We start from the raw sequence: 21,495 nt of genomic DNA, 5'->3' as shown, positions 1-21,495 counted from the left end.
GCTCCGGCTCAGGCCGGCGGGCGGGCGGCCAGCATCATGTAGTTGACGGCAAGGTCCGGCGAGCGGCGCCATTCGTTGAGGAACGGGTTGAACACCACGCCCTGGCGGTCGATCACCTCCAGCCCGCCGGCTTCCAGCGCCGCGCCCAGCTCCTCCGGGGTGACGAATTTGCGCCAGTCATGGGTGCCGCGCGGCAGCCAGCCCAGCACATATTCCGCCCCCACCACGGCGAGGGCGAAGGAGCGCTTGGTGCGGTTCAGCGTCGCCGCCGCCATCAGCCCGCCGGGCTTCACCATCGCGGCGGCGCGGCTGAGGAACAGCCCGACATCGGCGACATGCTCCACCACCTCCATCGCCAGCACCACGTCGAAGCGGGCGCCGCTGTCGGCGAGGTCCTCGGCGGTGGTGGCGCGGTAGGCGAGGTCGAGGCCGGCATCCTCGGCGTGGAGCGCGGCGATTCGCACATTGCGCTCGGCCGGGTCGATGCCGAGCACGGTGGCGCCCATCCGCGCCAGCGGCTCGCTCAGCAGGCCGCCGCCGCAGCCGATGTCGAGGATGGTGAGGCCCTCCAGCGGGCGCAGCGCGCGCGGATCGCGGCCGAACCGCTCCACCATCGCCTCGCGCAGCCAGGCCAGCCGCACCGGATTGAAGACGTGCAGCACCTTCATCTTGCCGCGCGGGTTCCACCATTCCGCGGCCAGCGCGGCGAAGCGCGCCACCTCGCGCGGGTCGACCGTGGTCGGGGCGGAAAGCGTCTCGGCGGGCTGCGGCATGATGCGTCTCGTGGAGCGGGTCCAAGGTGGCGCGCCGCCGTTGCGGGCGGGGCGCGAGGTCAGTATGTATACCCGCCTTTCGGCCCGGGGGACCCATCCCGGGCCCGACAAAAGAACAATTCGGTACGGTACCCTTCCCATGGCACGTCTGGTGATGAAGTTCGGCGGCACGTCCGTCGCGAACGTGGAGCGCATCCGCAACGTCGCGCGCCACGTCAAACGCGAGGTCGAGGCCGGCCACCAGGTGGCGGTCGTGGTGTCCGCCATGTCCGGCAAGACCAACGAGCTGGTGGGCTGGGTGCGCGAGACCGCGGTGCTGCACGACGCCCGCGAATACGACGCCATCGTCGCCTCCGGCGAGCAGGTGACCTCCGGCCTGCTGGCGATCGCGCTGCAGGAGATGGGCATTCCCGCCCGTTCCTGGCAGGGCTGGCAGCTTCCGGTCTCGACCGACGACGCCCACGGCTCGGCCCGCATCCTCGACGTCAACGGCGCCGAGATCCTCGCCCGCTTCGAGAGCGGCGAGGTGGCTGTGATCGCCGGCTTCCAGGGCATCCACCTGCCCACCGGCCGCATCACCACGCTGGGGCGCGGCGGCTCCGACACCTCGGCCGTCGCGGTGGCGGCGGCGATCAAGGCCGACCGCTGCGACATCTACACCGACGTCGACGGCGTCTACACCACCGACCCCCGCATCGTCCCCAAGGCGAAGCGGCTGGACAAGATCGCGTTCGAGGAAATGCTGGAGATGGCCTCGCTCGGGGCCAAGGTGCTGCAGGTCCGCTCGGTCGAGCTGGCCATGGTGCACAAGGTGCGCACCTTCGTGCGCTCCAGCTTCACCGACCCGGACGCCCCCGAACTCAAGACCGCGGGCGACCCGCCCGGCACGCTGATTTGCGACGAGGAGGAAATCGTGGAGAGTGAAGTCGTCACCGGCATCGCCTTCGCAAGGGACGAGGCGCAGGTCAGCATCCGCCGGGTGCCGGACAAGCCGGGCATCGCCGCCGGCGTCTTCGTGCCCCTCGCCGACGCCCACATCAATGTCGACATGATCGTCCAGAACATCTCGGCGGAAGGCCACACCGACATCACCTTCACCGTGCCGAACACCGATTTCGAGCGGGCCAAGGCGGCGCTGGCGGTGGTGAAGTCGGAGATCGGCTTTGAAACCATCGAGGGCGCCACCGACGTGGTGAAGGTCTCGATCATCGGCATCGGCATGCGCTCGCACGCCGGCGTGGCGGCGAAGGCCTTCAAGGCGCTGTCCGAGCGCGGCATCAACATCCGCGCCATCAGCACCTCCGAGATCAAGATCTCGATCCTGATCGACGCCGCCTATACCGAGCTTGCAGTTCGGACTCTGCATTCGGTATACGGGCTCGACGCCTGACGGCGGAGGAGACGGCGCGGGCGATTCCCGCGCCGGTTGAGTGACAGCCGGGTCAAGCGGCGCCCGGAAACCGAGGACGGCCGATGCGAGGCGCGCTCGGCGGCCCGCGCGTGCTCCTGAGACGGCTTCGCGAAGTGATGGCGGAGCCGGTCAGCGCGCAGGACCGCCTCGACAAGATCGTGGTGCTTATCGCGGCCAACATGGTGGCCGAGGTGTGCTCGATCTATGTGCTGCGGGTCGACGGCACGCTGGAGCTCTACGCCACCGAGGGCCTGAACCGCTCCGCGGTGCATCTCACCGTGATGCGGATCGACGAGGGCCTGGTCGGCACCGTGGCCCGCGAGGCGGAGGCGATCAGCCTCTCCAACGCCCAGGCCCACCCCGCCTTCTCCTACCGGCCGGAGACGGGCGAGGAAATCTACCACTCCTTCCTCGGCGTGCCGATCCTGCGGGCGGGCAACACGCTCGGGGTGCTGGTGGTGCAGAACCGCGCCCACCGCACCTACACCGAGGAGGAGGTCGAGGCGCTCCAGACCACCGCCATGGTGCTCGCGGAAATCATCGCCTCGGGCGAGCTCACCGCGCTGGCGGTGCCGGGCGCCGAGCCGGCCTCGCGCCGACCGCTGCACATCAACGGCCTCGCCCTGTCGGATGGCATCGGCCTCGGCCATGTCGTGCTGCACGAGCCGCGCATCGAGGTGACCAAGGTCATCGCCGAGGACGTGCAGAGCGAGCTGGCCCGGCTCGACCACGCGGTGGAGACGCTGCGCACCTCCATCGACATGCTGCTGGAGGACGAGGGCGTCGCCCGGGTCGGCGAGCACCGCGAGATTCTCGAAGCCTACCGCATGTTCGCCCATGACCGCGGCTGGATCGCGCGCATGCGCGAGGCGGTCATGACCGGGCTCACCGCCGAGGGCGCGGTGGAGCGGGTGCAGTCGGACACCCGCGCCCGCATGCTGCGCATGACCGACCCCTATCTGCGCGAGCGGATGCACGATCTCGACGACCTCGCCAACCGGCTGCTGCGCCAGCTCACCGGCCGCTCCGGCGGGCCGGAGCCGATCCAGCTTCCCGAGAACGCCGTCATCGTCGCCCGCAACATGAGCCCGGCGGCGCTGCTGGACTATGACCGCAGCCGCATCCGCGGCCTGGTGCTGGAAGAGGGCGCGGCGACCAGCCACCTCACCATCGTCGCCCGGGCGCTGAACATCGCCGCGGTCGGCCACGTCGAGAACATCGTCGGGCAGGTCGATCCCGGCGACGCCATCATCGTCGACGGCGTCGGTGGCGAGGTGCATGTGCGCCCGCCCGCCGATGTCGAGGCCGCCTATGCCGAGAAGGTGCGCTTCCGGGCCAAGCGGCTGGAGCAGTATGCCGCGCTGCGCGACCTGCCCACCGTCACCCGCGACGGCGTCACCATCGAGCTGCACCTCAATGCCGGCCTGCTGGTGGACCTGCCGCACATCGAGGAGACCGGCGCCACCGGCATCGGGCTGTTCCGCACCGAACTCCAGTTCATGATCGCCTCGGCCTTCCCCCGCACCAACGAGCAGTTGCGGCTCTACCGCTCCGTGCTCGATTCGGCGGGGGAGCGGCCGGTGGTGTTCCGCACCCTCGACATCGGCGGCGACAAGGTGCTGCCCTATATGCGGGCGGTGGAGGAGGAGAACCCGGCGCTGGGCTGGCGCGCCATCCGGCTGGGGCTGGACCGGCCGGGGCTCTTGCGCAGCCAGATCCGGGCGCTGCTGAAGGCGGCGACCGGGCGCGAGCTGCGGCTCATCTTCCCGATGGTCTCGGTGGTGGAGGAGTTCGACAAGGCCCGCCACATCGTCGAGCGCGAGCTCACCCATCTGCGCCGCCACGGCCACGGCCTGCCGGACCGGGTGCTGGTCGGGGTGATGCTGGAGGTGCCCTCGCTGCTGTTCCAGCTCGACGAGCTGTTCAGCCGCATCGACTTCGCCTCGGTCGGCTCCAACGACCTCGTCCAGTTCCTGTTCGCCGCCGACCGCGGCAATTCCCGGGTGGCGGACCGCTTCGACCCGCTCTCCCCGCCGGCGCTGCGGGCGCTGAAGGCCATCGCCGACGCCGCCGCCCGCCACGGCAAGAGCGTCACGCTGTGCGGCGAGCTGGCCTCCCGCCCGCTGGAGGCGCTGGCGCTGGCCGCCATCGGCTACCGCAAGCTCTCGGTCTCGCCCGCCTCGTTCGGCCCGGTGAAGGCGATGCTGCGCGAGCTGAACCTGGCCGCCGTCGCCGCGGTGGTGGCGCCCCTGATCGAGGCGGGGGGATCGGCCTCGATCCGCCAGCGCCTCGCCGCCTTCGCCGAGGCCAGCGGCCTGCCCCTGTAAAGCCATGCTCCCCGACTCCCGCCTCGACCAGCTTCTCGCGCGCCATGCCGAGATCGAACACGCGCTGTCCGGCAGCCCGGACGCGGAGGCCTATGTCCGGCTGTCGCGCGAATTCGCCGAGCTTTCCCCGCTGATCGAGCGGGTGAAGGCGCTGCGCGCCGCCGAGCGCGAGCGCGACGGCGCCCGCGCCCTGATGGAGGACGCCGCCGGCGACCCGGAAATGGCCGCCCTCGCCCGCGCCGAGGCCGACGAGCTGGACGGGCGCATCGAGGAGCTGACCCGCGAGGTGCGGCTCGCCTTGCTGCCGCGCGACGCCATGGACGAGCGCGGCGTCATCCTGGAGGTGCGCGCCGGCACCGGCGGCGACGAGGCCGCCCTGTTCGCCGGCGACCTGTTCCGCATGTATGAGCGCTTCGCCGCGCTCAATGGCTGGTCGGTCGAGGTGCTCTCGATGAACGAGGGCGCCGCCGGCGGCTTCAAGGAAATCGCCGCCGCCCTGCACGGCAAGGGCGCCTACGCGAAACTGAAGTTCGAATCCGGGGTGCACCGGGTGCAGCGCGTGCCCGACACCGAGGCCTCCGGCCGCATCCACACCTCCGCCGCCACCGTCGCGGTGCTGCCGGAGGTGGAGGAGGTCGACATCGCCATCGACGAGGGCGACCTGCGCATCGACGTGTTCCGCGCCTCGGGCGCCGGCGGCCAGCACGTCAACAAAACCGAGAGCGCGGTGCGCATCACCCACCTGCCCACCGGCACGGTGGTGGCGGTGCAGGATGAGCGTTCCCAGCACAAGAACAAGGCCCGGGCCATGGCCATGCTGCGGGCGCGGATCTACGAGGCCGAGCGCGAGAAGCGCGACAGCGCCCGCGCCGCCGACCGCAAGCTGCAGGTCGGCTCCGGCGACCGCTCGGAGCGCATCCGCACCTATAATTTCCCGCAGGGCCGCGTGACCGACCACCGCATCGGGCTGACCCTGCACAAGCTGCCGGAGGTCCTCGCCGGCGACGCCCTCGGCGAGCTGGTCGAGGCGCTGGTGACCGAGCATCAGGCAGCCCTGCTCGCCGAAGCCGAGGGCCTCGACCGGGGGGCGGCGTGAGCGGGAATCGCGGGGCGGGCCGCCCCGTCCCCGCCGGAAAGTCCCCCGCCGGACCGAGGGCGACATGACGTCGCACCCCTCCGCCACCACCCGGCGCGACCTGCTCGCAGCCACCACCGCCCGGCTGCGCGCGGCGGGCCTCGACGAGCCGGCCCGCGAGGCCCGGCTGCTGGTGAAGGCGGCGCTCGGCCTGACCGACGCCGACCTCATCGCGCGGGACGAGGTGGCGGTCGAGGATGGACACATCGTCCACCTCACCGCACTGACCAGCCGCCGCGCCGGAGGCGAGCCGCTGGCCCGCCTGACCGGCCGCCGGGAGTTCTGGAGCCTCGACCTCGCCCTGTCCCCCGACACGCTGGTGCCCCGGCCGGAAACCGAGATTCTGGTGGAAGCGGCCCTTGCCGCCTTCCCGGAACGCGACAGCCCGCTGCGCATCCTCGACCTCGGCACCGGCAGCGGCGCCATCCTCGCCGCGCTGCTGGCGGAGCGCCCGGCCGCCTATGGCGTGGGGGTCGACCGCGCCGAGGGCGCCGCCCGGCAGGCTTCTATCAATCTGGAAAGACTGGGCTTTTCCGGCCGGTTCGGGATTCTTGTGGGGGAATGGGCGCAGGCCATCGGCGCCCGCTTCGACCTCGTCGTCTCCAATCCGCCCTATATCGTTACCTCCGACATCGCGACGCTGGAGCGCGAGGTGCGCGAGCACGACCCCCACCTCGCCCTCGACGGCGGGGCCGACGGGCTGGAAGCCTACCGCGCCATCGCCGCCGCCCTGCCGGGCCTGCTCGCCCCCGGCGGCCGGGTGGTGCTGGAACTCGGCGCCGGCCAGGAAGCCGCGGTCGCCGGCCTGCTCCGCGCCCGGAACCTGACCCCGACCCCCGCCCGCCGCGACCTCGCCGGCATCGCCCGCGCGATCGTCGCCGAAGCGCCGTAATAGTCACGCCGCGCAAGGCTCTACCGTCCTGCAGCAAAAAAAGGCTTGGAACGCCCCGACGAACCGATTAGTGTCCTCGACAGGAATCGACCTTACCCCTCATCTGCCAAAATACGAGCCTCCGGAGCGCCTTGAACGAGTATGCCTCGTCAGGTGTTCATAGCTGGTACTGGCAGCGTCGCCCGCAATATGGGCGCGGCGGGGTGTGGAACGGTCGGATGCTTCACCGGTTTGTCGCGAACGGCAGTGCGGTTGCGCGACGAAGCATGGGGTAGGTCGCGGGTTTGCGCCCGGGCCGTATGGTCGTTCGGACGTGTTTCGGCAGCGTCAGCCGCCTGAAACGCCGGCCGCGATGCATCGCAGGATGCGCTCCCATGGCGAGAGGTCCGATGGTCGGCAGCGCCGGCGATCCGGCCGGGCCCTTACGGGCTCCGGCGGTGAGCTGTCCCTGCCGCCGCGGATAGCGAGTGCCCCGACAACCGGGCTGTGGGCTGCGAGGCCACGCGGAAGCCGGAAGATCGGAACAACAAGGCGATTGACACGCCCGTGCCTGAAAGGCGGATTTTTCCACCTGCGGCGCACCGGCCTCAGAGATCAGCTCGATGCGAAATAATAACCAGCAGAAGCGTATGCGTGGCCGGAACAACAATAACCGGCGCAGTCAGAATCCGCTGACGCGTGTTTACGAGTCGAACGGCCCGGATGTGAAGGTGCGCGGCACGGCACATCACATCGCCGAGAAATATCAGCAGCTTGCGCGTGATGCGACGGCCTCGGGAGACCCGGTGGCGGCGGAGAACTACCTGCAGCACGCCGAGCACTACTACCGGATCATCGCCGCGGCGCAGGCCCAGTTCGGCGTTCAGGGGCAGCCCTTCCAGCGCCCGGACGACGACGACGACGATTTCGACATGGAGGACACCGGCCAGGGCTTCGGTCCGGGCGAGGGGCAGCAGGCCTTCCAGCCCGCCCGCGAGGCCAACGGCCACCGCGACCGCGACTTCCAGCAGCAGCCCCGCGACAATCGCGACCGCGATCCGCGCGACCGCGACCAGCAGGGCCAGCGCGACAACTACCGCGAGGCGAACGGCCGGGACGGCAACGGCCAGAACCGCCGCGACCGTGACCGCGACAACAACCGCGACCGCGGCCCGCGCGACGCCAGCGAGCAGCCGCGCGAATTCCGGGAGAATCGCGAGCCGCGCGAGAGCCGTGAACCGCGCGAGAATCGTGAGCCCCGGGAGGGCCGGGAGCCCCGCGAAAGCCGCTGGCAGCGCAACCGCGCCCAGCGGGAGCAGAACGAGGCGGCCGAGCCGTATCGCGATCCCGCCCAGCAGCCGCAGCCCTCGCTCGGCCCGCAGCCGGCCTTCGCCTCGGAAGGCGAGATCGGCCTGCCCGCCTTCATCACCCAGGGCGGTACCACCGCGGCCCAGCCCGCAGCCCCGGCTCCCGCCCCTGCGCCGCAGCCCCCGGTGCAGGCCGCGCCGCCCGTCGCTCCCGCGCCTGTGGAGGTGACGCCGGCCGCTCCCGCGCCAGAGCCCGCACCTGTCGCCGAAGCGCCGGCCCAGCCGGCTCCGGCCGCGGCCGAAGCCGCCGAGACACCTGCCGACGCCCCTGCGGCGGAAGCTGCGGCGGAACCGAAGCCCCGCGCCCCGCGCCGGCGCCGCTACCGTCGCGCCGATACCGAGGAAGCCGCCGGCGAGCCCGCCCCCACCCCGGCCGAAGCCGGGGAGTGAGGCCGGCGCGACAGCGCTGAAGTCGCGTGTTCAAACAGAAAAGGGGCGTCCAGACGGACGCCCCTTTTTTAGGTCCGATGCGGGAAGTCGCTTCAGCCGGCGAAGCGAATGGGGTCGCCGGCGCTGATGAGCCCACCTTCGACAATCTCGGCGAACACGCCGCAATCCACATGGCCGAAGCTGCGCAGCAGCGTGCCGGGAATATCCATGTCGCGCTTGGCCGTCACCGGGTCGACATTGGTCGCGGCGCAGCGGTTGATCCGCTCGGTGACACGCAGCTTCACGAAGTCGCCCACCGCGATGGTGTGACCCACCAGATCGAACTCCTCCCAGGGCTCCAGCCCGTCGAGATAGAGATTGCCGCGGAAGCGGAGCGGGTCGACCGGCGCGCCGATCTCCTCGGCCAGCGCCCGGCAGGTCGCGAGATTGATCAGCGAGACATAGCCTTCGGTGGTGTCGACGAAGCGGAAGGCGGGCGGTGCTTCCAGCACGCGCGGCTCGCCCCGGAGCTGGTAGCGGGCGAAACGCTTGAAGAACGCCTCCACCTCCGCGCGCCCGGCCTCCGTGCGCAGCTCGGCGCGGACCTCCTCGACCCCGTCCAGCTCGATGACCAGCGTCGAGGTCGGGTCGATGTAGCGCGTACGCAGCGCCGCCAGCCGCTCGTTGCGCATCAGCATCAGGAACTTGATCTTGGGCTGGAACGCCGGCGCCTTCGGATCGAAGCCCGAGGGGCCATTCTCGATCGCGAAGAGGCGATCGCCGGGGAAATAGCCGCCGGCTTCCAGATCGGCCATGTCGAGCCGCTCCGGCGAGAGCCCCTTGATCGGGTAGCGGTAGAGACTGGCGATGCGGGCAAAGGGAAGGGCGAAGACGGAGAGGTCACCCTCCTCCGGCCCGGCAAGGGCGTCGACATCGTCATCCATGGGCGGAACGGCTTCCCCCTCCTCCAGGGACGGGCCGGCACCGGTCACCGTCTCGCCCGCAGCCTCCGCGGATCGCTCCACCGCCGGCACGGACGGTCCATCATCGGCATGGGCCGGCTCGGTACGAGGGGTTTGCCCCGTCGTCGTCACAATCGGCCCGCCGGCCGGATTCTCATCGGGCGATTCGCTCATGGCCGGCAGTCTATCGCCTCGCATGCGCGACGTCAGCCTCGCCGGCGCCTTCCGACGCTTCGGCCGGGGGCTTTCCCTCGCCGGGCGAATCCGTATGAATTCCGGTATCCCGCCGCGTGTCCGCGAAACCGACGGGACCGACCTCCGCGACGGACATGCGGGAACCGATGGAGGCAGGCCATGCCGCGGCTTTTCACCGCCCTCGAAATCCCGCGGGACATCGCGGGCACCCTGTCCATGCTGCGCGGCGGCATACCGGGGGCCCGCTGGATCGATCCGGAATTCTATCACGTCACCCTGCGCTTCATCGGCGATGTCGATCATGTCGTCGCCCGCGATGTCGCCGCCGCGCTCGACGAGGTGGAGCGGTTCGGCTTCGAGCTGACGCTGGACGGGGTCGACCAGTTCGGCAACCACAAGCCGCGCGCCATTTTCGCAGCCGTGAAGGCCAATCCCGCGCTGACGGAGCTGCAGGCGGAACAGGAGCGGCTGATGAAGCGGGTCGGGCTGCCGCCGGAGGGACGCAATTTCCGGCCCCATGTCACCCTCGCCCGGCTGCGCAACACCCCGCCCCGCCAGGTCGCCGACTATCTCGCCGTGCGCGGCTATTTCCGCAGCCCGACCTTCGAGGTGCCGCGTTTCGTGCTCTTTTCCTCCCGCGATTCGGTCGGGGGCGGCCCCTACACGGTGGAAGCGAGCTATCCGCTGATGTGAAGGCCGACGCGCGAACGTGCGGGCTTGCGGCCCGCACCGTCCGCGACCATGTCTGGCCCAGCGGAGGTTAGCACATGGCGGCAGGGGCTTTTCCGGGTTCGGATGACCCGATCGGGCTGGACGACGTTCATGGGGACGAGGAAAGCCGGGTGCGCGCGGGTTTCTGGCGAAAGATGGCCGGAGTCGCGAGCCGGATTCCCTTCGCCACCGACATCACCGCCGCCTATTACTGCGCCCTCGACAGCCGCACGCCCGTGAAGGTGCGCGCCGTGCTGTTCGGCGCCCTTGCCTATTTCATCATGCCCACCGATGCGGTGCCCGACCTGCTCCCCATGCTCGGGTTCACGGATGACGCCGCGGTGCTCGCCACCGCCCTCAAGCTGCTCGCCGGCCATATCCGCCCGGAGCACCGCACCGCGGCAGAGGCCGCCCTCGCGCGCCTGCGCCGGCCATGATCCACAGCCTGCCGCACCGCGGCCATTATTTCGGCTCGCTGGGAAAATAGAGGTGGATTGGGGTGCGAAATTACCGGCAACTGAAACCGAGAAACGCTCCATGGGTTCACAGCGGCAGCACCGCCGGATATCCCTAGCAACCATGACTGGGAATCGACTGCATCGTCCTGCTACCGAAGCAGAAAATCGGGGGAGATCCAGAATGGCACGACCGCTCGTGCGCGCCGCATTCGTCGGCGCTGCGCTCACCATGTGCAGCGCCGCCTTCGCAACGGCACAGGCCGCACCCAAGCTGGTCACGCAGATCGGCGACTGGGGCGTGTATGTGGACACCGCCGGCTCCGGCAAGATCTGCTACGCGCTCTCTCAACCCAAGAAGCGTGAGCCCGAGGGGCTCAGCCGCGACCCTGCCTATTTCTTCATCAGCACCCGCACCGCCGAGAACGTCAAGAACGAGATCAGCGTGATCGCGGGCTTTCCGCTGAAGGAAGGCTCGGACGCATCGCTGGCGATCGGCACCAACAACTTCACCCTCTACACCCGGGACACCGGCGCCTGGGTGCGCAATGTCGCGGAAGAGGCGCGGGTGGTCGATGCCATGCGCAAGGGCCAGTCGGCGGTGGTGAAGACCACGTCGCGGCGCGGCAATGTGACGACCGACACCTACTCGCTGAACGGCATCTCGGCCGCTGTCGATCGCGCGACCCAGGAATGCCGCTGAACACCGCCGCCCCACGGGGCGCGGGCTGACGACGGCGCGGCCGCTGGCTGGGGAGCGGCCGCCGCATATCCTACGGCGGAGGGGCACCGCCGATTGCGTGCCAGCCGACGGGATGCGGAAGCGTCCCGCGGCTCGTTCACCGGAGCACGAGTTGCCATGGCCGCCGAAATCCGCCTGATTCCCTGCCTTTCCGACAATTACGCCGTCCTGCTGCGCGACCCCACCACCGACGCCGTCGCGGTGGTGGACGTGCCGGAGGAAGGCCCGGTGCTGGCGGCGCTCGATGCCGCAGGGTGGACCCCGACGCACATCCTCGTCACCCACCACCACACCGACCATATCGCCGGCGTGCTGGCGCTGAAGGACCGGTTCGGCGCCACCGTCATCGGCCCCAAGGCGGAGCGCGACACCATTCCAGGTCTCGATTTCGCGGTGGTGGATGGCGACCCGGTCGCCGTGGGCTCGCTGGTGGGCCGGGTGATGGAGACGCCGGGCCATACCAAGGGCCATGTCGTCTTCCTGTTCGAGGAGGAACGCCTGCTGTTCTCCGGCGACACCCTGTTCGCCATGGGCTGCGGCCGCCCCTTCGAATGCCCGGCGCCGGTGCTGTGGGAGTCACTTCTGCGGCTGCGGGCGCTGCCCGACGATATCGTGGTCTATTGCGGCCACGAATACACCCTGTCCAACGCCCGGTTTGCCGCGAGCGTCGAGCCCGGCAACGCCGCGCTGGCCGCGCGTCTCGCCGAGGTGGAAGCGCTGCGCGCCGCCGGCACCCCGACGGTGCCGACCACCATCGGCGCGGAGAAGGCGACCAATCCGTTCCTTCACGCCGACGACCCCGAGCTTGCCGCCCGCATCGGGCTTGCCGGCGCGGCGCCGGGGGCGGTGTTCACCCAGCTTCGCGAATTGAAGAACAGCTTCCGGGGCTGACCATGTCCGCCACGCCCAAGCCGGCGGCACCCACCGCCGCCGAGATCATCGCCCGGCTCGGCCTCGCGCCACACCCGGAGGGCGGGCATTTCCGCGAGACCTTCCGCGACACCCACCGAACGGCGGACGGCCGCGCGGCGTCGACCGCCATCTACTTCCTGCTGGCGGCGGGGGAGCGGTCGCACTGGCACCGGGTGGACACCGTGGAGGTCTGGCACTGGTATGCCGGTGCTCCGCTGGCGCTGAGCCTTGCCGCGGAGGCCGCCGGGCCGGTGGAGACGAACGTGCTGGGTCCCGACCTCGCTACGGGCGCCCTGCCCCAGCGCGTGGTGCCGCGGGGGCACTGGCAGGCCGCGGAAAGCCTCGGCGCATGGACGCTGGTCGGCTGCACCGTCGCCCCCGGCTTCGAATTCGCCGGGTTCGAGCTGGCGGCGCCGGGCTGGTCGCCCGGGCGCTGAGACTCAGCGCCGCCCCAGCAAAGTCGCAACCAGCGCGCCGCCCACGATGAGGCCGCAGGCGATGACGAGCGACCAGCTTGCCGTCGCGAAGCCCGCCGCCACCAGCAGCAGGGTGGAGAGCACCGGCGCGGCATAGGACGCGATGCCCAGCAGGCGGATGTCGCCCTGCTTCATGCCGATGTCCCAGGTGTAGAAGGCGATGCCCACCGGGCCGAGCCCCAGCGCCGCCACCGCCAGCCACTCCCCGCCCCCGGCCGGCCAGATCGCCGGCTCGAACAGCAGATGGCATGGCACCGACAGCGCCGCCGTGGCGAGGCAGAAGCCGGCCACCGCCTCGGTCGGCACCTCGCGGAACCACCGGGACAGCACGGAATAGCCCGACCACAGGAAGGCGCAGGCCAGCGCGGCGCCATAGCCCGGCAGATACTGCGCGGCAAAGCCAAAGCCGCCGGCCTTGCTGCCCAGCAGCACCACGGTGCCGGCCAGCCCCATCAGCGCGCCGAGGATGTGGACCGGCTTCAGCCGCTCGCCCGGCAGCAGCGCCGACAGCAGCACGATGAGCAGCGGCCAGAGATAGGCGATCAGCCCCGCCTCCGCCGGCGGCGCCAGCTTCAGCGCGGAGAAATAGAAAAAATGATAGCCGAACAGGCCGCCCACGCCATGCAGCCACACTGGCCAGGGCTGGCGCAGCACGGCAACGCCGGCACCGCGCGCCACCGCGGCGACCACGCCAACGGCGCCGCCGATCGCGAATGTCAGGGCGGTGAGCAGAAAGGGCGGCACAGCGCCAGTCGCCGAGGTAGCCAGCGCCAGCGTCGACCACAGCAGGATCGCGGTGAAGCCGATGACGGTCGCGGCGGATCGGGACAGGGAACGGGAAGCGGAACGGGACATGAAACGCGGCTGAAGCCTTTGCGAGCGATGGAACGCCGGCTGGCCCGACAACGGCCGGTGGGCCAGAGGCGGCGGCGGGCCGCTCCATCTGGTACCCCGATCGTCGCCGCCGCGGAAGCGGGCGACGGACGGCGCGGGCAGAAAACCGCGCCGGCCACGCCTCAGATCAGATACTGGCCACCATTGGCGGTGATCGTGGAGCCGGTGATGAACCCGGCCTCATCCGCGACGAGAAACAGCACGCAGCGGGCGATCTCTTCGGGCTCGCCGAGGCGGCCGAGCGGAATCTGCGGCAGCACATGCTTGTCCAGCACGTCCTGCGGCACGGCCCGCACCATCTCGGTGCCGATATAGCCGGGACAGATCACGTTGACGGTGATGCCCTTGCGGGCGTTCTCCTGCGCCAGCGCCTTGCTGAAGCCGATCTCGCCGGCCTTGGCGGCGGAATAGTTGGTCTGGCCCATCTGGCCCTTCTGGCCGTTGATCGACGAGATCGAGACGATGCGGCCGAAGCTGCGCTCGCGCATGCCCTCGATCACATTGCGGCACATGTTGAACACCGAATTGAGATTGGTGTTGATGACCGCGTGCCACTGCTCCGGGCTCATCTTGTGCAGCATGCCGTCGCGGGTGATGCCGGCATTGTTCACCAGCACCTCCACCGGGCCCAGCTTGGCCTCGACCTCGGCGATTCCCGCCTTGCAGGCGGAAAAATCCGAAACATCCCATTTGAAGGCCGGGACGCCCGTCTCCGCGGTGAAGGCCGCCGCCGCCTCGTCATTGCCCGCATAGTTGGCGGCGACGGTATAGCCGCCCGCCGCAAGCGCCTTGCACACGGCGGCCCCGATGCCACGGGTGCCGCCCGTGACCAACGCAACTCGACCCATAACTCCCCCCTTGGCGTTTCTCCCGGCCTTGGCCGGCTCACGTCTTTTAAAGGCACGTCCTGGAAAAGCACGTATTTACCGGCGCGTTGACCGGAATATCGGGCCGCACCCCCGCGCGTGGCCACCGCCCGGGAACCGCGCCCGGGCAGTGGCGGCAGGCCGCCTCAGTCGCGCTCGAGGCACATGGCGATGCCCATGCCGCCGCCGATACACAGCGTCGCAAGGGCCTTCTTGGCGTCGCGCTTCTGCATCTCATACAGCAGCGTGGTGAGGATGCGCGCGCCGGAGGCGCCGATCGGGTGCCCGATGGCGATGGCGCCGCCATTCACGTTCACCTTGGAGGTGTCCCAGCCGAGGTCCTTGTTCACGGCACAGGCCTGCGCCGCAAAGGCCTCGTTGGCTTCCACCAGATCGAGGTCGGCGACGGTCCAGCCCGCCTTCTCCAGCGCCCGGCGCGACGCCGGGATCGGGCCCGAGCCCATCACCGCGGGATCGACGCCGGCCTGCGCCCAGGAGACGATGCGGGCGAGCGGGGTGCGGCCGGTCGCGGCGGCCTTGCTCGCGCTCATCAGCACCACCGCGGCGGCGCCGTCATTGATGCCGGAGGCGTTGCCCGCGGTCACGCTGCCGTCCTTGGCGAAGGCGGGACGCAGCTTGCCGACCGCCTCGATGGTGGTGCCATGGCGGGGATACTCGTCGTCGGCCACCACCACGTCGCCCTTGCGGGAGCTGATGGTCACCGGGGCGATCTCGTCCTTGAAGCGACCGGCCTTCTGCGCGGCCTCCGCCTTGTTCTGCGAGGCGACGGCGAAGCTGTCCTGCTCGTCACGGGTGATCTGCCACTGGCGGGCGACGTTCTCGGCGGTGTTGCCCATGTGGTAGCCGTTGAAGGCGTCCCACAGCCCGTCCTTGATCATGGTGTCGACGAGCTCGAGATTGCCCATCTTGGTGCCGTTGCGCAGATGCGCGACGTGGGGCGCCTGGCTCATGGATTCCTGGCCGCCGGCGACGACGATCTCGCTGTCGCCGTTCATGATCGCCTGATAGCCCAGCGCCACCGCCCGCAGCCCGGAGCCGCAGAGCTGATTGACGCCCCAGGCCGGGCTTTCCACCGGAATGCCGGCGGCGACCGAGGCCTGGCGGGCCGGGTTCTGCCCGGCACCGGCGGTGAGGATCTGCCCCATGATGGTTTCCGACACATCGCCGGGGGCCACACCGGCGCGCTCCAGCGCGGCGGCGATGGCGATCTTTCCGAGTTCATGGGCCGGCACGCTCGAAAGCGTGCCATTGAAGGCGCCGACGGGCGTGCGGGCCGCGCCGACGATCACGATGCTGTCTGCCATGGGGTTCGTCCTCCGCCTGTTTCGGCCGGTCGCCGCGAACGCGGCCATTATGGATCGGTTGTAGCTGCATCGTGGTTTCCCCGCATGATCGATGTCAATGCGGTAGGAACCCGTTGGGTCGGGCACCGCCCCGCGCGGATCACATCTCTCTGGCGAGGCGTCGGGAAACGTCCTAGTGTTCTCGCGGGAAACGACCAAGGCGATAGGATAGATGGCAAAATCCACCGAACCGGTCACAATCAAGAAATACGCGAACCGGCGACTCTACAACACCGGCACGAGCACCTATGTCACGCTTGAGGACCTCGCTCTGATGGTGAAGAACGGGGAGGACTTCGTCGTCTATGACGCCAAGACGAGCGAGGACATCACCCACTCCGTCCTGACGCAGATCATCTTCGAGCAGGAAGGCAAGGGGCAGAACCTGCTGCCGATCAATTTCCTGCGCCAGATCATCCGTTTCTATGGCGACAGCATGCAGATGCTGGTTCCGCGCTATCTCGACATCTCCATAGAGAACTTCACCCGCGAGCAGGAGAAGTTCCGCGACCAGTTCAAGACCTTCGGCATGCCCGGCTTCACCAGCTTCGCGCCGATGGAAGAACAGGTGCGGCGGAACATGGAGATCTTCGACCGCACCTTCAAGATGTTCTTGCCCGGCGCCAATGGACGGGAAGAGGCTGCGGCTCCGGCGGCGGCTCCGGCGGCCGAGCGTTCCGGCGACCTCGACGAACTGAAGCGGCAGGTCGCCGAGATGCAGAAGCGGCTCGACCGCATCGGCGACAAGGACGACGCGAAAAGCTGAAGGCGGGGACGACGTCGGACGTGAAGAGGTGGCGCCGCGGCCGAGCGGCGCCGCTTCGGCCACGGGGACCTGCCATACGGCGCACGCAGCGATAGGGGGCCGGAGGAGCCGCCCTCCTCAGCACGCCGCCATGCGGTTGACAGGCGAGCTGGGGCTGGCCAGACCGATCACGGCGCCCTGCAGATAATCGCAGCCCCATTCCTGCAGCTGCGCCGCGGTCTTCTCGTCCGGCACCCATTCGGCCACGGTGGTGATGCCGAGATGCGCGGCGAGTGACAGCAATGTGCGCACGAAGGCCTGATCGTCCGGCGAGGTGAGCAGCGGGGCGATGAAGCTGCCGTCGATCTTCAGCATGTCGATGCCGAGCAGGCGAAGATTGCGGAACGAGGTGTAGCCCGCGCCGAAATCGTCCATCGCGACCTTGCAGCCGAAGTCGTGCAAGCGGTTCACGAAGCGCTGGGTGCGGCCGAGATCGTGGATCGCCGCGGTCTCGGTGATTTCGATGGTGAGGCGCTCGCCGACCCGCCGGCGCGCCTCCAGCAGCGACAGCCACCCGGCATCGTGGATCGTGTTCGGCGAGATGTTGACGGAGAGCCGTACCGCCGTGTTGGCCTCGAGCGTGTCCAGCGCGAGTTCGAGCACGCGATGATCGAGCAGGTGCATGATGCCGCACCTCTCCGCCACGGGCACGATGTCGGCGCCGCTCAGCAGGTGGCGATCGGCGCCGCGGATGCGCACGAGGCACTCGTAAAGGTCGATCCGCCTGGACGCCGTATGGGCGATCGGCTGGTAGGCGAGGCAGACGTCGCGATTCGACAGCGCCAGCACGATGTCGTCGGTCAGCCGCAGATTGGCGCGGCGGTGGGCATCGCGCTCCGGGCTGGGGGTGTAGGCGAAGAAGCTGCCGCGGCCGATGAACTTGGCATGTTCCAGCGCGTCGAACGCATGGGCGAACGCCTCCGCCACGTCGCTGGCATGGCGGGGAACCGAGACCCCTCCCGCCGTCGCGGTTATCGCGACGGCGCCGCGGGTGCTCTGGAGCGGACGCTCGGCGATGGCCCGCAGGCAGCGCTGGGCGCAGCCCGCCAGGGTGTCGGAAGAGCCGCCCATCAGCGCAATGCCGAACTTGTTGCTGGAGAACCGCCCCACCGCGTGGGTGCCGGCCGCCTCCCGCAGACGATGACCGGCGAGCTCGATGATCTCGTCGGCCACGGCATAGCCATAGGCGTCGTTTAGCTTGCTGACATTGTCGATGTTGAAGAGCAGGAAGCCGAACTCGCCGCCGCCCCGCCGGAGGTCGGCGAAGCCGTGTTCCAGCACCCGCGTGAGATACTGCCGGTTGGAGGGAAAGCCGGCCTCCCCCCGCCCCAGCCGCACCACGGGCGAGGCCTCCGCCGCCGGGGCGGAGCCGACGGACGATTCCGCCAGCCGCCGCACGATGCCCCGCACTTCCACCGGCTCCCCGGTCGGCCCGGCCAGCCACACGCCCTTGTCCTCGACCCAGAAGCCGGCGCCAAGCCGGGTCGGGTGAAGGCGATAGACCGTCTCGAAGGCAACGCTCGCGCCCGGCGCGGCGAGCCGGCCCCCATGCACCGCCAGACGGCGGGGATGCCCGGCGTCCAGCGCCACCATGCGCTCGAAGTCGCGACCGAAGCGGACCGATTCGACGTTGTCGAGACCGAGAACCTGGGGCGCATTGGAGCACCACTGCAGACGATCGTCGTTCAGCGACCAGCTATAGGCCGTATGGCCCAGCCCGTGGAGAATGGCCGTCACCGTCTCATGGCGCAAGGACGACTCAGCCGAGGGCGTGCTTGCGGCATCTGAGTGCACGGATGGCATCCTCACCTGTTCCGGGCGCTCCGAACGATAGCCGCGAACGGACCTAACGGCACCCTGATGAGGCAGAAATAGTTCGAAAATAGATATAAATCAAGACAAACAACAGCGCCGCCACCGCCCTCTCGCCGCCTGGGGCGGGGCCTGACACGGCGACTCCGGCCGTGACCTGATCTCGCGCACGGGCAAAAAGCGAGGTCACGGACGCGAATCGGCAATGCCCTCGTGGCAGCAGGCCATGAGGGCATTGCCGGACCGGGCATATCAAAAGTCGGCAGGGACATCCGCGGCGGAGAACGGGCTCGGCCGCAGGACCGGGAGCCCTCGTTCAGGCGGGGGACGGAGCGGGCCGGCAGGCGCCTGCATACCGCACGTCAATCCAGCCCCGGCCGGGGCCGCGGGCGGCCCGGCTCACCCGACGGGGGCAAGCCGGGCGATCGCGGATCAGGCCTCGGCCTTCACCTTGAGGACCTGGCGGCCCTTATACATGCCGGTCTTCAGGTCGAGGTGGTGGGGGCGGCGCAGCTCGCCCGAATCCTTGTCCTCGAGATAGGTCGGCTGCTTGAGGGCATCCGCCGAGCGGCGCATGCCGCGACGCGACGGGCTGGTCTTCTTCTTCGGAACGGCCATTGTATCAACTCCTGTGCCGGCTGCCTCCGCACCCAAACGGGCGCCCATGCGGGCGAGCCGGTGCCGGATAGCTCGTGTCTTGGAAGGCGCGCTTATACAGGCTCGGGCCGCGAAGCGAAAGGGGGCGGCGGGCGTTGAATCCACACGCCGTCGCCACCTCACGACCCTCCGAGCGGACCAAGACAGGCGGTCAGTTCCGGCCCCTCCCGAAGCATCCGATTCTGCAGCCGCGCGGCGAGCCGCTGGAGCCCCGGCCCCGGCTTGCCGGCGTCGCGGGTGCGGGGATTGGGCAGCATCACCGCCATCAGCGCGGCTTCCCGGGGCGAAAGCTGCGCCGCGCTCTTGCGAAACGCACGCTGCGCCCCCGCCTCGATGCCGAACTGGCCGTCCGGCCCCCACTCCGCGACGTTGAGATAGATCTCGATCTGCCGCCGCTTGGAAAGGATGAGGTTGAGATAGACGGCAAGCGGCATCTCCAGTGCCTTGCGGACCACGCTGCGGCCATTCCACAGGAACAGATTCTTGGCGAGCTGCATGGTGATGGTGGACGCGCCGCGCGAGGGCTCGCCATCCTCGGAATCGTCGATGGCGTTGTTGAGCTCCACCAGATCGACGCCGAAATGCTGGCAGAACCGTGCGTCTTCCGAGGCCAGCACGCTGCGCACCAGCGCCGGCGCCACCGCGTCCAGCCCCACCCACGCGCGCTCGACCGGCCTTGCGGTGGCGTAGCGCGCCAGCATCAGCGTCGAGACCGGGTTGACCACGGTATAGAGCAGCCCCAGCGCCGCCACCGCCAGCACCAGCAGAACGACCAGCCTGACGACGAAACGCACGCAGCCTCCCCCGAAAACCTGTCGCACCCATAACAGCCCATGCCCCACCCGGTTCGGCAGGGCACGCTGCCCTGTTCCCCAGCGGACTTGACCCGCCACCGTCTCTCGGGCACGGAAGCGGCCTCTTCCCGGACCCCTGTCATGCATGATGACCTGCCCGCCGCCCTTGCGGAAACAGCAGACGCCGTTGCTGCCTATATTGACCGCACCATCGCGGCAAGCGCCACCGCCTCCGCGCGCCTTGCGCGGGCGATGCGCCACGCCACGCTCGGCGGGGGAAAGCGGCTGCGGCCCTTCCTCGTGGTCGAAAGCGCCGCCCTGTTCGGCGTCGCGCGTGCGGCGGCCCTGCCGGCGGCGGCGGCGCTGGAATGCGTGCACTGCTATTCCCTCGCCCATGACGACCTGCCGGCGATGGACAATGACGACCTGCGCCGTGGCCAGCCCACCGTGCACCGCGCCTATGACGAAGCGACCGCGATCCTCGCCGGCGACGCGCTGCTGACCCTCGCCTTCGAGATTCTCGGCGGCGAGGAGACTGATCCCGACCCCGCGGTGCGGGCGGCCCTGGTGCTCGGCCTCGCCCGTGCCGCCGGGGCCGACGGCATGGTCGGCGGCCAGATGCTGGACCTTGCGGCCGAGGGGCGTTTCGACGGCGGTCGGCAGCCCGGCCTTGGCATCGAGGATATCCGGCGGATGCAGGGCCTCAAGACCGGCGCGCTGCTGCGCTTTGGCTGCGAGGCCGGCGCCCGGCTCGGGCGCGCCTCGGCGGCTGAACACGCCGCCCTCGCCGCCTACAGCGCCGCAATCGGTACCGCCTTCCAGATCGCCGACGATCTCCTCGATGTGGAGGGTGAAGCGGGGACGGTCGGCAAGGCGGTCGGCAAGGACGCCGCCGCCGGCAAGGCCACCTTCGTCGGCCTGCTCGGCCTCGAAGGAGCCCGGCACGCCTTGTCGCGGCTGGTGGAAGAGGCCGAAGCCGCGCTGGCGCCCTTCGGCAGCCGTGCCACACGTCTTGCCAAAGCGGCGCGGTTCATCGCGGAACGGCAGAATTAACGCTGCCCCGCTCTCGACGCGGAACCAACTTGCCACCATCTTCTTGGTGGCTTAAGCGTCGGTTTTGCGGCGATACGCCGTGTGGAGGTTGAAATGCGCTTTGTCACGCTTGCCCCGGCCGCCCTGGGGGCTCTGGTCTCTGCGGCAATCGTCGCTGGCGCGGCGCTCCCCGCTTCCGCGCAGGATTCGTCCACCCGCATCATCATCCGCAAGCAGCCGGAGCGGTCCTATCTCGACCCCGGCACCATGGTGAAGCCCGGCACCTCCCGCGACCTCAATTATGTCGACGCCACCGTGTCGCGCTACCCGCAATATGGCGACGACAGCACCATCACCGGCATCCGCTACCCGCTGCCCGACAAATATTACCTGCCGAGCCGCTGACCGCCCGCACCCTTCGCGTTCCGAAACGCCGCGCCCGACACTCGTCGGCGCGGCGTTTTGCTGTCCGGCTGGCGAGGACATCGCGGACCGCGTCCGGCCTTCAGCGAATCAGAAAGGCCGACCCCTCGCGGGTTCGGCCTTTCTACCGATCACGGACGGG

Annotated in this window: 21 protein-coding genes; 13 read left to right on the top strand and 8 right to left on the bottom strand. The window is 69.7% G+C overall.

The genetic code is table 11. The features are described from left to right. Window positions 1-8: 8 nt before the first annotated feature. Window positions 9-773: a bifunctional 2-polyprenyl-6-hydroxyphenol methylase/3-demethylubiquinol 3-O-methyltransferase UbiG gene (gene ubiG, locus KHC27_RS19555; RefSeq protein ID WP_213341368.1), complete on the bottom strand. Its 765-nt coding sequence runs from the start codon at window positions 771-773 to the stop codon at window positions 9-11. Between the two features lie 139 nt (window positions 774-912). Between ubiG and KHC27_RS19550 the strand changes: the two genes are divergently transcribed. From KHC27_RS19550 to KHC27_RS19530, 5 genes are all read left to right on the top strand, one after another. Then, a complete protein-coding gene (locus KHC27_RS19550; protein ID WP_213341366.1) occupies window positions 913-2,163 on the top strand; it encodes an aspartate kinase in 1,251 nt (416 codons plus the stop codon). Window positions 2,164-2,246: 83 nt separating this feature from the next. Beyond that, window positions 2,247-4,511 carry a phosphoenolpyruvate--protein phosphotransferase gene (ptsP, locus tag KHC27_RS19545; RefSeq protein ID WP_213341364.1) on the top strand — a complete coding sequence of 755 codons (2,265 nt, stop codon included), beginning with the start codon at window positions 2,247-2,249 and terminating at the stop codon, window positions 4,509-4,511. 4 nt (window positions 4,512-4,515) lie between these two features. Beyond that, entirely contained in the window at window positions 4,516-5,607 is a 1,092-nt protein-coding gene (prfA, locus tag KHC27_RS19540; protein ID WP_213341362.1) for a peptide chain release factor 1, read from the top strand. A gap of 64 nt (window positions 5,608-5,671) precedes the next feature. Further along, window positions 5,672-6,538, top strand: coding sequence for a peptide chain release factor N(5)-glutamine methyltransferase (gene prmC / locus KHC27_RS19535; RefSeq protein WP_213341360.1), 867 nt, complete (start codon window positions 5,672-5,674; stop codon window positions 6,536-6,538). Between the two features lie 629 nt (window positions 6,539-7,167). Continuing rightward, window positions 7,168-8,274: a DUF4167 domain-containing protein gene (locus tag KHC27_RS19530; protein ID WP_343210947.1), complete on the top strand. Its 1,107-nt coding sequence runs from the start codon at window positions 7,168-7,170 to the stop codon at window positions 8,272-8,274. 92 nt (window positions 8,275-8,366) lie between these two features. Here the strand turns inward: KHC27_RS19530 and KHC27_RS19525 are convergent, their stop codons facing one another. Then, complete coding sequence (locus KHC27_RS19525) at window positions 8,367-9,197, bottom strand: MOSC domain-containing protein (protein WP_213341357.1); 831 nt, start codon at window positions 9,195-9,197, stop codon at window positions 8,367-8,369. Window positions 9,198-9,569: 372 nt separating this feature from the next. Between KHC27_RS19525 and thpR the strand changes: the two genes are divergently transcribed. From thpR to KHC27_RS19500, 5 genes are all read left to right on the top strand, one after another. Continuing rightward, the gene (thpR, locus tag KHC27_RS19520; protein WP_213341355.1) at window positions 9,570-10,103 is read left to right on the top strand and encodes an RNA 2',3'-cyclic phosphodiesterase; all 534 of its coding nucleotides are present in this window, start codon (window positions 9,570-9,572) and stop codon (window positions 10,101-10,103) included. A 74-nt stretch (window positions 10,104-10,177) separates the two neighbouring features. After that, a complete protein-coding gene (locus tag KHC27_RS19515) occupies window positions 10,178-10,558 on the top strand; it encodes a YkvA family protein (RefSeq protein ID WP_213341353.1) in 381 nt (126 codons plus the stop codon). 202 nt (window positions 10,559-10,760) lie between these two features. Beyond that, a complete protein-coding gene (locus KHC27_RS19510) occupies window positions 10,761-11,279 on the top strand; it encodes an invasion associated locus B family protein (RefSeq protein WP_213341351.1) in 519 nt (172 codons plus the stop codon). Between the two features lie 156 nt (window positions 11,280-11,435). Further along, window positions 11,436-12,209 carry a hydroxyacylglutathione hydrolase gene (gene gloB / locus KHC27_RS19505; RefSeq protein WP_213341349.1) on the top strand — a complete coding sequence of 258 codons (774 nt, stop codon included), beginning with the start codon at window positions 11,436-11,438 and terminating at the stop codon, window positions 12,207-12,209. A 2-nt stretch (window positions 12,210-12,211) separates the two neighbouring features. Continuing rightward, complete coding sequence (locus tag KHC27_RS19500; RefSeq protein WP_213341347.1) at window positions 12,212-12,667, top strand: cupin domain-containing protein; 456 nt, start codon at window positions 12,212-12,214, stop codon at window positions 12,665-12,667. A gap of 3 nt (window positions 12,668-12,670) precedes the next feature. Here the strand turns inward: KHC27_RS19500 and yddG are convergent, their stop codons facing one another. From yddG to KHC27_RS19485, 3 genes are all read right to left on the bottom strand, one after another. Next, window positions 12,671-13,561, bottom strand: coding sequence for an aromatic amino acid exporter YddG (yddG, locus tag KHC27_RS19495; protein ID WP_213341345.1), 891 nt, complete (start codon window positions 13,559-13,561; stop codon window positions 12,671-12,673). Window positions 13,562-13,722: 161 nt separating this feature from the next. Then, on the bottom strand, window positions 13,723-14,448 hold the full coding sequence (phbB, locus tag KHC27_RS19490; RefSeq protein ID WP_213341344.1) for an acetoacetyl-CoA reductase: 726 nt from the start codon (window positions 14,446-14,448) through the stop codon (window positions 13,723-13,725). Between the two features lie 164 nt (window positions 14,449-14,612). Continuing rightward, window positions 14,613-15,791 (bottom strand): acetyl-CoA C-acetyltransferase, encoded by a 1,179-nt coding sequence (locus KHC27_RS19485; protein WP_213341342.1) that lies wholly within the window; start codon window positions 15,789-15,791, stop codon window positions 14,613-14,615. Between the two features lie 211 nt (window positions 15,792-16,002). Between KHC27_RS19485 and phaR the strand changes: the two genes are divergently transcribed. Beyond that, window positions 16,003-16,596, top strand: a complete 594-nt coding sequence (gene phaR / locus KHC27_RS19480; protein ID WP_213341340.1) for a polyhydroxyalkanoate synthesis repressor PhaR — start codon at window positions 16,003-16,005, stop codon at window positions 16,594-16,596. A gap of 117 nt (window positions 16,597-16,713) precedes the next feature. Here the strand turns inward: phaR and KHC27_RS19475 are convergent, their stop codons facing one another. The 3 genes from KHC27_RS19475 to mtgA all read right to left on the bottom strand — a co-directional run bounded on the left by KHC27_RS19475 (window position 16,714) and on the right by mtgA (window position 19,898). Then, window positions 16,714-18,387 (bottom strand): bifunctional diguanylate cyclase/phosphodiesterase, encoded by a 1,674-nt coding sequence (locus tag KHC27_RS19475; RefSeq protein WP_213341338.1) that lies wholly within the window; start codon window positions 18,385-18,387, stop codon window positions 16,714-16,716. Window positions 18,388-18,879: 492 nt separating this feature from the next. Continuing rightward, window positions 18,880-19,065, bottom strand: a complete 186-nt coding sequence (gene rpmF, locus KHC27_RS19470) for a 50S ribosomal protein L32 (RefSeq protein WP_213341336.1) — start codon at window positions 19,063-19,065, stop codon at window positions 18,880-18,882. A gap of 158 nt (window positions 19,066-19,223) precedes the next feature. Further along, window positions 19,224-19,898: a monofunctional biosynthetic peptidoglycan transglycosylase gene (mtgA, locus tag KHC27_RS19465; RefSeq protein WP_343210946.1), complete on the bottom strand. Its 675-nt coding sequence runs from the start codon at window positions 19,896-19,898 to the stop codon at window positions 19,224-19,226. A 141-nt stretch (window positions 19,899-20,039) separates the two neighbouring features. Here mtgA and KHC27_RS19460 point away from each other — a divergent pair, with 141 nt between their 5' ends. Next, complete coding sequence (locus KHC27_RS19460) at window positions 20,040-20,951, top strand: polyprenyl synthetase family protein (protein WP_213341332.1); 912 nt, start codon at window positions 20,040-20,042, stop codon at window positions 20,949-20,951. Between the two features lie 93 nt (window positions 20,952-21,044). Continuing rightward, window positions 21,045-21,335 carry a hypothetical protein gene (locus tag KHC27_RS19455; RefSeq protein ID WP_213341330.1) on the top strand — a complete coding sequence of 97 codons (291 nt, stop codon included), beginning with the start codon at window positions 21,045-21,047 and terminating at the stop codon, window positions 21,333-21,335. Window positions 21,336-21,495: the final 160 nt, after the last annotated feature.

Source organism: Ancylobacter lacus (assembly GCF_018390635.1).
Taxonomy (GTDB): domain Bacteria; phylum Pseudomonadota; class Alphaproteobacteria; order Rhizobiales; family Xanthobacteraceae; genus Ancylobacter; species Ancylobacter lacus.
Note: the sequence above shows the minus strand (reverse complement) of the source record. Positions and strands in the feature narration are given on the sequence as shown.